12 protein-coding genes are annotated in these 12,352 nt (G+C 37.0%); all 12 read left to right on the forward strand.

What is annotated here, in order from left to right:
- Nucleotides 1-32: 32 nt before the first annotated feature.
- Complete coding sequence (locus A2536_09650) at nt 33-815, forward strand: hypothetical protein (GenBank protein ID OGF44797.1); 783 nt, start codon at nt 33-35, stop codon at nt 813-815.
- Entirely contained in the window at nt 803-1,297 is a 495-nt protein-coding gene (locus A2536_09655; GenBank protein OGF44798.1) for a hypothetical protein, read from the forward strand. Before A2536_09650 ends, A2536_09655 begins: the two co-directional genes overlap by 13 nt.
- Nucleotides 1,294-1,725: a hypothetical protein gene (locus A2536_09660; protein OGF44799.1), complete on the forward strand. Its 432-nt coding sequence runs from the start codon at nt 1,294-1,296 to the stop codon at nt 1,723-1,725. Before A2536_09655 ends, A2536_09660 begins: the two co-directional genes overlap by 4 nt.
- A gap of 77 nt (nt 1,726-1,802) precedes the next feature.
- Nucleotides 1,803-2,009 carry a hypothetical protein gene (locus A2536_09665; GenBank protein OGF44800.1) on the forward strand — a complete coding sequence of 69 codons (207 nt, stop codon included), beginning with the start codon at nt 1,803-1,805 and terminating at the stop codon, nt 2,007-2,009.
- A gap of 36 nt (nt 2,010-2,045) precedes the next feature.
- Nucleotides 2,046-2,552 (forward strand): hypothetical protein, encoded by a 507-nt coding sequence (locus A2536_09670; GenBank protein ID OGF44801.1) that lies wholly within the window; start codon nt 2,046-2,048, stop codon nt 2,550-2,552.
- 272 nt (nt 2,553-2,824) lie between these two features.
- Nucleotides 2,825-3,484 (forward strand): hypothetical protein, encoded by a 660-nt coding sequence (locus tag A2536_09675; protein ID OGF44802.1) that lies wholly within the window; start codon nt 2,825-2,827, stop codon nt 3,482-3,484.
- A gap of 157 nt (nt 3,485-3,641) precedes the next feature.
- The gene (locus A2536_09680; GenBank protein OGF44803.1) at nt 3,642-4,235 is read left to right on the forward strand and encodes a hypothetical protein; all 594 of its coding nucleotides are present in this window, start codon (nt 3,642-3,644) and stop codon (nt 4,233-4,235) included.
- Nucleotides 4,236-4,362: 127 nt separating this feature from the next.
- A complete protein-coding gene (locus A2536_09685; GenBank protein OGF44804.1) occupies nt 4,363-4,989 on the forward strand; it encodes a hypothetical protein in 627 nt (208 codons plus the stop codon).
- Complete coding sequence (locus A2536_09690; protein OGF44805.1) at nt 4,976-6,142, forward strand: tryptophan synthase subunit beta; 1,167 nt, start codon at nt 4,976-4,978, stop codon at nt 6,140-6,142. The genes A2536_09685 and A2536_09690 overlap by 14 nt, the downstream gene beginning before the upstream one ends.
- Nucleotides 6,143-6,158: 16 nt before the next feature.
- Entirely contained in the window at nt 6,159-6,923 is a 765-nt protein-coding gene (locus A2536_09695) for a tryptophan synthase subunit alpha (GenBank protein ID OGF44811.1), read from the forward strand.
- The gene (locus A2536_09700) at nt 6,924-8,696 is read left to right on the forward strand and encodes a hypothetical protein (protein OGF44806.1); all 1,773 of its coding nucleotides are present in this window, start codon (nt 6,924-6,926) and stop codon (nt 8,694-8,696) included. It begins immediately after the preceding gene.
- A complete protein-coding gene (locus A2536_09705; protein OGF44807.1) occupies nt 8,696-12,169 on the forward strand; it encodes a DNA polymerase III subunit alpha in 3,474 nt (1,157 codons plus the stop codon). Before A2536_09700 ends, A2536_09705 begins: the two co-directional genes overlap by 1 nt.
- Nucleotides 12,170-12,352 lie beyond the last annotated feature (183 nt).

A 12,352-nucleotide genomic window follows, 5' to 3' on the forward strand; every position in this document is an offset into this window, starting at 1 on the left:
TTTGAACCCGTAACGTCTTTTAAAGGTTGTCTATGCATAGTATACTAAAAAAAATAGTGTCCGACAAACGGCGGGAAGTGGAGATGTATAAAAAACTCTTCCCGTTGTCTTTTGTTATTGAACAGATAGGGAAAATACAACCTGCCCGGGATTTTAAGAAAGCGATCTCAAAGAACCGTATGACACTTATCGCAGAGATTAAAAGGGCCTCGCCTTCAAAAGGTGAATTAGTTAAGAATTTTAATCCCGAAAAAATAGCAAGAGAATACAGAAAGGCCGGAGTTGATGCGGTTTCAGTCCTGACCGAACGTAACTATTTTAAAGGCGCTAACGAGTATCTTAAGATTGTAAGAAAAAATATTAAAGTGCCAATTCTTAGAAAGGATTTTATAATAGATGAATATCAGCTTTACGGATCAAAACTTTACGGAGCTGACGCTGTACTTCTTATTTGTGCAATTTTAAAGCCGGAGATTTTGAAAAAATACGTACAGACGGCAAAAAAACTCAAACTTTATACTCTGGTTGAAGTTCATTCGAAAGAAGAGATCCGTTCAGCCTTGAAGAGCGGAGCTGATATAATCGGAATAAATAATCGTGATTTAAATACCTTTAAGGTGGATCTAAAGACAACCGGAGCGCTTATTAAGTACATTCCTGAGGGCAAGATTGTGGTCAGCGAAAGCGGTATTAAAACAAGAGAAGATACCTTATACCTTAAAAAACTGGGGGTAAATGCCGTACTTATCGGCGAAACGTTAATGCGCAGTAAAAATATTCCAGAAAAGATTAAAGAACTCTTATGGCTAAAATAAACTTAATTGTTTTTTTATCATTATTCCTGATATTTAGCGTAACCTCTGCCGAAGAAAATCTAATATCTGCCAGGGAAAAAGCAAAGATAGCTAAAGTATTTGACGGGGATACCCTGCTCCTTCAAGACGGAAGAACTATAAGACTAATAGGTGTAGACTCTCCGGAAACAAACCATCCGACTTTGCCGGTTCAAAGATTTGGAAAGGAAGCCTCGGAGTTTTCAAAAAGATTTGCGGAAGGTAAAGACTGTGAAGTTGAATTCGAAGAGCAAAATAAAAAGGATGTTCACGGAAGGTTTGTTGCTTATGTTTATGTTGAGGGAAAACTTTTAAATGCAGAGCTTTTAAAAGGCGGTTTTGCCTATGTTTACACTAAATATGACTTCAGATTGAAACAGGATTTTATTAAGTATCAGAAACAAGCTATTAAAGAACGCAAAGGTCTCTGGAATATTAAAGATAAAAGCGGCAATACAAAGTGAATAAGACCTGGGTAAAATACGGGTTAAGAATTCTTGTTGCTGCGGCGCTGGCTGCAGGAATTTACTCTTCTTTTAAACCGCTGAAATTCAAGTATGATGAGTTAAAAGAACAGAGCGAGGCAGGGAAATATAATTTTGTAACCCCTGAGGATTTTGAAAAACATTACGGCGAGTTTGTTATATTTGACGGGGAAATAACAAAAGCTTCTGCCGGGAAAAAACTCGTTATTTTTAAATTCTACAAAAACTTCCAAACGAAGCTAACATTAGTGCTTTTTGAAAAATATTATGACATCTTTCCTGACCTGCCCGAGAAATACTATTTAAACCAAAAAGTAAGGGTGACAGGCTTTCTGGAAAAATATAAAAATAAACCTGAGATAATACTGTATAATCCGAAACAGGTGGAAATAAGAGAAAGTCCATAACGTCTATAAGGTCCATAATGTCTGTAAAAGTCTAAGAACTTGAAAAGAGGCAATATTTACAGGATTAAATGGAGAAAATGAGAGAGATGAAGAAGTTTGAAAATAGAAAAATAAGCAGGAAAGTCAGTAAAAAAAATACTTCTAGTTCTTTTTCTGAATATAAGGATCTGATACGTGATTTATCATTTTCTGACAATTTTCAACTGAAATTGGCAGGCTATCTGCTTCTTGGAATAATATTTATATTTACAATAATCGCAGTTTTGAAAATATATTTAGAATAATTATATTATTTTGTTCGTTGAACGATAGGATGGTATATGCCTTTTTGTCCAAAATATGAAGCTGAATATAATGAAGGTATCGTAAAGTGCAGTGATTGCGATATTCCTCTTGTTGATAAGCTGCCGGAGAAGCCAAAGGAAAAAGAAGAAGAAATACCTTACCTTAATGAAAAATTTGAAATTCTTATTACGGAGAATAATGAGTTTGATCTTCTGTTTTATAACAGTGTTCTAAAGAAGAACGGAATAGAATCTATTGTTAATTCTCCTAAATATTACGGTAATTTTAATAACATTGGCCTTACCAGCGAACATCATCTGCTGGTTCCAACGTCTCAAATGGAGCATGCGAGAGAAATAATTAAAGGGTTAAAAGCTGAAAAGGTTAATCCTGAGGATATTAAAGGTTGGGAAAAAGCGCCGGAGGTTGAACCGGAAAAAGTGCTTCCAAAGAAGAAAGTTAAAGAACTTGTAGACAATATATACATTATAATAATTATTATTTGTATAACATTCATTGTCTTATATAATTGGCGTAGATAGGTTTGATTTCTGAAAAACAGTAAACTCCGATCAGAAAGTAATTAGAAAAATGCAAATTAGACGGAAAAGTAAAGATTTCACCGACAAAGGCATGCTAAGAGATGAGTCATATTACAAGGAAGGTGTACTTATTTAAGAGCCGGATAAAAAATCAATAAAATATAATATTGATAAAAGTTAACAATAACACGAAATAGAACATATGTATTTGTGCTGAACGATGATATAGTAATAGTATATTATGAGCTGCGGAGCCAAAATGCGATGTGGAAATGTTTAATACAAAAATGAATAAGATAAATATAACATTGCTCATTCTTTTAACGTTTAGTGTGTTTAATATTGGAATGGGCAAGAAACCGGATGGTAAAAACAATATTATTTCAAATGCAAAGGAGAATTTGAGCTTTGGAAACGGCTATAAAGAATTTAGATGGGGTGAGACTATTGCGCAAGTCAAAAAGAAAGTAAAAGATTTGGGAGCGGGATATGGTGATTTGGCTCCGCAGGTTAACTACGCAATGCAATTTTTAATACCTGATTCGGATTCAGCATCCTGGAATGATTATGAAAATAAATATAAAAAAGAAGGGCGTAGTTCTCAAACCCTTAAACTTAATTTTTACTTTTACGATAATAAGTTAAGAGGAATAAGCTTCCCGAGTGATGAAAAAATAAGAGCGTTTGAACTTTTATGCAATAAATACGGTGTTGTACTTCCAAAAATATTTAAAGAGAAATCTTCAATAAGTGAAGTTGCTGTTTGGTACAAAAAAACAAACAATTTGATAATATTTTCTCAAAAGCAGACTCAGTGGTTTGTGTACGAGAACATATTTTATATAGATGGTTTATGGTATAACGACATCGAAAACAGTATTGTTAAAAATAGAAAAACCGTAAAAGATGATTTTCAGAATAAGCTGCAGTAAATGAAAGTTGTCAAGTCACACACTTCAAATATAGTCCATAAAAGTCTAAGATCTCGAAAAGATATTATTTATAATAGTAATATAATGAATTTTCTTGCGAAAATGAAAATATTCTGATATTATACTCAAGTTAAATTTAATTAAAGGAGAATGTTAAATGGCTGATAAAAAGGCAGTAGCAGTAGCGGGAACGGCGAATCCGGCGCCTCTGGGGTTGATGGGGTTTGGAATGACGACTGTGCTTTTGAATATTCATAATGCCGGGTTTTATCCGATGGATAGTATGATCCTTGCAATGGGGATATTTTATGGCGGGATAGCTCAGATAATTGCAGGCATAATGGAGTGGAAAAAAGGAAATACTTTCGCAACGACGGCATTTATCAGCTATGGTTCATTCTGGTTAACTCTGGCAGGGCTTATAGTAATGCCAAAGCTTGTTCCCGGGATACTCGGCCCCGGTTCAGACCGGGCATTCACAGCCTACTTAACTATGTGGGGTCTCTTTACTTTTGTTTTATTTATAGGTACTTTGAAGATTAACAGAGCTTTGCAGACTGTATTTGGTTCTCTTGTCGTACTTTACGGACTTTTAGCTTACTATAACTTTACAGGGGACAAAGCTGTTCTTACCCTGGCCGGATATGAAGGGATATTCTGCGGTTTCTCAGCTATCTATGCAGGTCTTGCTCAAGTATTGAATGAAGTTTACGGTAAAGTGATTTGGCCTCTTGGTGTTGTTAAAAAGTAATTCTATCTTCAGGAAGGGCGGTGAAAGCCGCCCTTATTTTGTGAAATATCATTAATTTACTGCAAAACCTGTCCCGCAAAATATTTCTTTCCTTCAAATTCCTTCATTTTTATGATAAAATAACCTTATGATAAAAATTAAGATTTGTGGCATAACAAACCTGGAAGATGCTCTTTTTGCCTCTGATTTAGGGGCAAATGCTGTTGGTTTTGTATTTGCAAAGAGTTCCCGGCAGATAAAACCTGAACAGGTTCGAAAAATTATCGAAAAACTTCCGCCTTTTATAGATAAAGTCGGAGTTTTTGTTAATGAAGTACCCTCTCATATAACAAAAATAGCTAAAGAAGCCGGTCTTACCTCGGTGCAGTTGCACGGTGAGGAAATTCCGGAATTTTGCGCTTCCTTAGCTCCGCTTACAGTGATAAAAGGTATCAGGGTAAGGGATGATTCCGATATAAAAATGCTCTCAGCTTACAGTTTTGTCTCAGCGTATTTATTGGATTCCTTTGTAAAGGGAAAAAAGGGCGGGACAGGTAAAACATTTGACTGGAAACTAGCTCTTCTTGCAAAAAAATATGGAAAACCGTTAATACTTTCCGGAGGCTTAACGCCGTTAAATATACTTGAGGCCTTAAAAAAGGTTGAGCCGTATGGCGTGGATGTTTCAAGCGGGGTAGAAAGTAAGCCGGGAAAAAAAGATAAGAAGAAGCTTATAGATTTCATACGGAAGGTCAGACAATATGATGCCGGATAAGAACGGGTATTTTGGAAAATATGGCGGGACTTTTGTTCCTGAAACACTCATGCCAGCTTTGGAGGAGCTTAAAAAGGAATTTTTCAAAGCAATCAAGGATAAGAATTTTAAAGCTGAGCTAAAACGCTTTCTTTCTGAGTTTGCCGGCAGGCCTACAGAGCTTTACTATGCGGAAAAACTGACAGAGTATATGCGTGGTCCAAAGATTTACCTAAAAAGAGAGGATATGACCCATACCGGCTCCCACAAGATCAATAACTGTATCGGACAGGCCTTAATGGCTCTTAGAATGGATAAAAAGCGTATTATAGCTGAGACTGGAGCGGGGCAACATGGGGTTGCGACAGCTACAGTCGCGGCAAGATTTGGGCTAAAATGCGATGTTTTTATGGGTTCTGAGGATTGTAAACGTCAGGCGCTTAATGTTTATAGGATGAAGCTTCTAGGAACTAATGTAATTCCGGTAGAATCCGGGACAAAAACACTAAAAGATGCCTTAAATGAAGCGATGAGAAACTGGGTTTCAAATGTTGATAATACTTATTATATGCTTGGAACGGTGGCGGGTCCGCATCCTTACCCTTTAATGGTCAGATATTTCCAAAAGGTGATAGGAGAGGAGGCAAGAAGACAAATTATCGTTAAAGAAGGACGGCTTCCAAATTACATTATTGCTTGCGTCGGCGGCGGGAGCAATGCTATCGGAATATTTCATCCGTTTTTTAATGATAAAAAAGTAAGATTTATTGGGGTTGAGGCGGGTGGTAGGAGTATGAAGCCAACTATGAACTCTGCAAGTATAAGTGCAGGTACACCAGGTTCTTTGCATGGGTCGTATACCTATCTTTTGCAGGATAAGGATGGACAGGTTTTGAATACCCATTCAATTGCAGCCGGTTTGGATTATCCGGCGGTTGGTCCTGAACATAGTTATTATAAAGATATAGGGCGGGCTGAGTATTCTCCAATTATGGATAAGGATGCTTTAAAAGCCTATGATTTACTATCAAAAATAGAAGGGATTATTCCGGCCTTGGAATCAAGTCATGCTGTAGCATACGTTATTAAACATATCAAAAGATTCAAGAAAACAGATCTTTTGATAATCAATCTTTCCGGGAGAGGCGATAAAGATGTCGGCAGGTTACTCTAATAAATTAGTTAAAAATATGCTTGTCAATCAAAATGATAAGAAGAGTTCTTTTATCGTTTACATTACCGGTGGTTTCCCTGATTTAAAGACGACGAAAGAGTTAATAATTGCTCTGGATAAAGCCGGGGTCGATGTTATCGAAATCGGTGTACCTTTTTCTGATCCTGTCGCAGACGGACCTACCATTCAGGAATCCGGCTTCTTTGCCCTTCAAAGAGGAGTAACACTTAAGAAGATTCTAAAGCTAACAAAGGAGCTTAGGGGTAAAATTAACGCAGCAGTCGTGCTCATGGGCTATTATAACAGCTTTTTAAAGCATGGTCTGATCAAATTCGTTACAAGTTGCAAAACTAATGGAATTGATGGTATAATTATACCGGATTTGATACCTGAAGAAAGCTGTGTTTTTTCAAAGTTAGCAAAAGCAAATGGATTATCAATGGTTTTTCTTGTTTCTCCAAATAGCACAGAAAAGAGAATACGGCTTGCAGCTTCGCTTAGCTCCGGATTTCTTTATTGTGTTTCCGTTAAAGGTATAACAGGACAAAGGAAAAACATTCCAAATATAGGAAAATATATTTCTAAGGTCAGAAAAATAACAAATCTGCCTTTAGCCGTAGGTTTTGGTATATCAAATAATGCTCAGGCAAAACATTTTTTAAAGAGCGCCGACGGAGTAATAATCGGAAGCGCTGTAATTAAAGTAATAAAAGACAACATTAAGAAGAATGCTGTTAAAAAAGTTGTCAGGTTCATAAAATCCTTAAGAAAGGGTGTTTAGATGGCAGAAAAGGAAAGCATAGAAGAGTACAAGAAAAACAACAAGGAGCTTGGCGAGCAAATTTCCGCGCTTAGCAGTCTTATTGCGATTCAAGACCTGAAGATTTCTATCTTCCAGTCAATCGGTAAGATTACTTCTTCCTCTTTTAAGCTTGATAAACTGCTGGATAGCATTATGGACCTTATTATTAAGACTATGAAGGTGGAGGCGGGCTCGCTTCTTCTTTTAAACGCAGATACAGGTCTTTTAGAATTTAAAGTGGCAAAAGGGGACAAAGGTGATCAGGTAAAAAAATATAAATTTGCATTAGGCGAGGGTATTGTAGGTTTTGTAGCTCAATCCGGCAAATCCTTAGTGGTTCCGGATGTTTCAAAAAGCGACATTTTCAAAAAAGATGTTTCTGAGACAATCAAATATCCCATAGAAAATGTTATTTGCGTCCCATTAAGAATCAGCAGTAAGGTTATTGGCGTTATTGAACTTATGAATAAAATGCCAAGAAAACGCTTTATCAAAGAGGATCTTGATCTTTTAGAATCATTAGCCGGACAAATCTGTCTTATCATTCAAAATGCCCAGCTAGTTGAAGATTCCAAGAGAAAAATTGAAGAGCTTTCTACTTTAATTTCTGTTTCCACAATCATAAACTCTACTTTAGATTTAAATAAACTTCTAAACGAAATAATGGAAGCTGCTGCAAAATTGCTTCGCGCAGAGACCAGTACTATATTTCTTATAGATCAGGAGAAACAGGAGTTATATTTTGAGGTAGTTACCGGTAAATCTAAGAACAATATATCAAATACTATAAGAATACCGATGTCAGAGGGAATTGCGGGCTGGGTCGCAAGAACAGGCCAATCCTTGTTGGTTCCTGATGTTTCAAAAGATGCGCGTTTCTATCACACGGTGGATGAAAAATCAAAATTTCAAACAAAATCAATTGTAGCTGTTCCGCTTCGTGTAAAAGGAAAAATAATAGGTGTTATAGAGGTACTGAACAAGTTTGACGGAACATCTTTTTTGCCGTATGAACTTGAACTTTTGGAAGCGCTGTCAGATCAATCAGCTGTGGCAATTGATAATGCTGTTGTTCATAAAGAATTTCAGGAGCTCTTCCTTGATACGATCATGACTCTGGCAAGGGCTATAGAATCAAAAGATTCTTATACCGGCGGGCATATTGATCGCATAGAAAATTACAGTATGGCTATTGCCAGTGAACTCTCTTTGACTCCTGAAGAAAAAGAACGGATTCGATGGGCTGCCCTGTTCCATGATATCGGAAAGATTGGCGTTAACGAAGCCATTTTGCAAAAACCGGGCAAACTTACGGATGCGGAATATGAAGAAATAAAAAAACATCCTCAGATGGGGGCGGATATTATGATGCCTATAAAGCAATTCAAGTACATAATACCCGGAATTCTCCATCATCAGGAAAGATGGGACGGAAAAGGTTATCCTAATAAGCTTAAAAATACAGAGATTTCCATTGATGGCAGGATAATAGGCGTTGCTGATACTTTTGATGCCATGACCTCTGATCGTCCTTATCGTAAAGGGCTTCCAAAGGATTTTGCTATAGATGAAATTAAAAAGTGCTCGGGTACTCAATTCGATCCTGAGGTAGTAGTCGCATTTTTAACAGCCTGTGAAAAAGGAAAAATAAAAACTGAAGCTGAAATGAAAGCAATCGGGATTAAAAGCAATGTTGGTCATCATTCTGTTCACGATAACCCGCGGCAGGATAATAAGAAAAGCGGGAAGTAATGAAACACTCCGGATTTGTGCACCTACACAATCACACCGAATACAGCCTGCTTGATGGTGCCTCAAAAATTAAGCCAATGCTTCAAGCTGCCGCAAAGATGAAAATGCCCGCTCTGGCAATTTCCGATCACGGGAATATGTTTGGTGCTGTAGATTTTTTCTTTGCAGCAATGAAAGCAGGAGTAAAGCCTATTATAGGCTGTGAAGTTTATATTGCTCCCGGCTCCCGTTTTGAGAAAAGCGGTAAACACGGTGAAAATTATTATCATTTAATGCTTCTTTGCAAAGATGAAGAAGGTTATAGAAATCTTGTAAAACTTGTATCCGCCGGATATTTGGAGGGTTTTTACTACAAACCAAGAATAGATAAAGATTTATTGGCAGCGCACGCAAAAGGACTTATCTGTCTCTCAGCCTGTTTAAAAGGTGAAGTTCCAAATTTGATAATTAAAGGAAAAGTAGATGAAGCACGGGAAGCTGCAAAATATTATAAAGAACTTTTTGGCGAGGGTAATTATTATCTCGAACTTCAAGATCATAAAATAGAAGATCAGTATAAAGCTAACGAAGAGTTGTTAAAATTTTCAAAAGAATTAAACTTACCGGTCGTTGCCACAAATGATTGTCATTATATTGAAAAAGTGCATTCAAAACTTCACGATATCCTTCTTTGTATTCAAACAAAAAGAAATTTTTCTGACATTGACCGTATGCGTTTTCCAAGCAATGAATTTTACATGAAAAGCGAAGAAGAAATGCGTAAGGTTTTCGAATTTGTTCCCGAGTCCTTAAAAAACACCCTGGAGATAACAGAAAAATGCAGTTTTAATATGGAAGAAAAAGTAAAACTAATCCTGCCTAACTACGAAGTGCCTGAGAGTTTCACTTTGGAAAGTTACTTTGATCATCTTACGATAGAGGGTATGAAAAAACGTTACGGAGATAATCCGTCAAAAGCTATTGTGGACAGGACTAATTATGAACTGGAAGTAATTAAACGTCTTAATTTCGCCGGCTACTTCCTTATTGTCTGGGATTTTATTAAATATGCAAAAGATAACGGTATTTATGTAGGTGCCGGCAGGGGGTCGGTCGCAGGCTCCATAGTTGCATATTGTCTTTCTATTACTGAAACAGACCCTTTGAAATATAGTTTATTTTTTGAGAGGTTCTTAAACCCGGAAAGAGTAAGTCCCCCTGATATAGATATTGATTTTGAAGACACAAGGAGGGATGAACTAATAAAATATGTCACCAATAAATACGGCAAAGATAATGTCTCACAGATAATAACTTTTATGACGCTGAAACGAAAGGCTGCCGTCAAGGCTGTCGGAAGAGTTCTTAATATTCCTTTCCAGGATGTCAATAAATTGACCAAGATGATTCCTTCAAAGGTAAACGTAGAAGAGGGTAAAGATGAACCTCCGTTTATGGAGATTGTAAAAAAAATAAAAGAGATTGATGAATGGATGAAGAGGGATGAAAATATAAGAAATCTTTTACAGTATGCCAACGATATAGAGGGTTTAAAAAGCGATGTCTCGACGCATGCTGCCGGTGTCGTGATTTCCAGAACAGCACTGGTTAACTATGTCCCATTATACAAAGAGCCGGGGGAAGAGGAAATAATTACCCAATTTGAGAAAAATTGTGTTGAAAAAATCGGACTTTTAAAGATGGACTTTTTAGGTTTGAAAACTCTGACTGTGATTAAAGACTGTATTATTAACATAAAAAAAGAACGCGGGATTATCATAAATCCCAATAATCTGCCGCTTGACGATCCTAAATCCTTTCAGATCCTATGCGAAGCAAAATCAGCGGGAATATTTCAATTGGAAAGCGCGGGGATGAAAGATTTACTGCGAAAGATGAAGCCTCAAACAATATATGATATTATTGCCCTTATCGCTTTGTACCGTCCGGGACCTATGGAGTGGATTGATGAGTTTGTAAAAAGAAAACACGGACAGATCCCTATAAAATATGAACATCCCGACCTTGAAGATATTTTAAAAGAAACCTACGGTATTATGTTGTACCAGGAACAGGTAATGCAGTCTACCGTAAAACTTGCAGGATTTACTATGGCGCAGGCGGATATTCTCCGTAAGGCTATGTCGAAAAAAGATCCGGAGGCAATGGAAAAACAGCGTTTATTATTTGTAAAAGGTGCTGTTGCAAAAAAATTAACGGAAGCTAAAGCTGAAAAAATATTTAATGAGATTGCAAAGTTTGCAGGTTATGGTTTTAATAAATCACACTCGGCATCATATGCAATAGTCTCATATCAGACCGCATATCTTAAAGCAAATTACCCGCTGGAATATTACGCAGCGCTGTTGTCATCCGAAATCAACAGCGCCGAGAAAATCGGTATTTATGTGGATGAGATACGTAAAAGCGGGTTTGTTCTCCAGCCGCCCTGTATTAACCTATGCGATACAAAATTCTCAGTGCATGATAATAAAATATTTTTTGCGCTTTCTGCGATAAAAAATGTGGGAGCCGCGGCAACAGAGATGTTTATTAAGGAGAGGGAAGCAAACGGCCCGTTTAAATCCCTTCAAGATTTTTGCAACCGCGTGGATCTCCGGATCGCGAACAAAGAAGTAATTGAAAGTTTAATCCAAAGCGGGGCTTTTGACTGTTTCGGCTTAAAGCGATTGCAGATGGCGAGAATGGCGGACGAGGCCGTTTCTTCAGCTCAGGCCAATCAGCAGGTAAAGGAAACCGGACAGGACTTCCTTTTTGAAAATTTGACGGAACAAACACAGAGGGTATACCCTGCTGATGAATATCCTGAGGACCGTCTTTTAAATTTTGAAAAACAATTACTCGGTATTTATCTTTCGGGGCATCCTCTTGTAAAATACGAAGAACAAATAAAACGTTTTGCTTCCAATACCACGTTAAGTTTGAAAGATGTTAAAGAGGGAAATACTGCGACTTTAGGCGGGATAATCAGCCGGCTTGACCTTAAAACCACCAAGCGAAATGAAAGAATGGCAATTATGACATTAGAGGATCTTGGCGGTATCGTTGAGGTAGTCATCTTTCCTAAGCTCTTTGAAAGGGTAAACAACAAAATTGCCGAAGAAACTCTGATAATTGTTAAAGGGAAGGTTGATTTTGAAGATTCAAACTCTGAAAACGCCGAAGATAAGGGAACACCCAAAATTCTCGCTGAGGATATTATTCTTCTTTCGGAAGCACAAGAAAGACTTTATAAAAAAGCGCATATAAAAATACTTACGCTGGGACTTGAAGATTCAACTCTTGATGGACTCAGAAGAAACCTTGCAAAATATAATGGAAAGGGAACTTGTCAGGTATTTTTGCGTTTTTATAAAAATTCAGAAGAAATTGAAGATATTCTGGAAACTCCGATAAAAGTATCCCCTACTTCCGAGCTGGTGAAGTATGTTGAAGATACATTTGGTGAAGGAAGTATCTGGTTCTCGGAATAAGAAGAGCAAGTACTATTGACTAATGACTACTGACTATTTATTGTGTTATATCTTTGTTAAATTATGGCGAAGTCTCTTTTTTCGCCTTACATTAAATAAGCATAGCTTGTTTTGATCTTGAGTACTTGAGCAAAATATATCATTAGTCACTAGTAATTCAGACTGTGTCGCAATTAAATTACT

Source organism: Candidatus Firestonebacteria bacterium RIFOXYD2_FULL_39_29 (assembly GCA_001778375.1).
Taxonomy (GTDB): Bacteria; Oederibacteriota; D2-FULL-39-29; order D2-FULL-39-29; family D2-FULL-39-29; genus D2-FULL-39-29.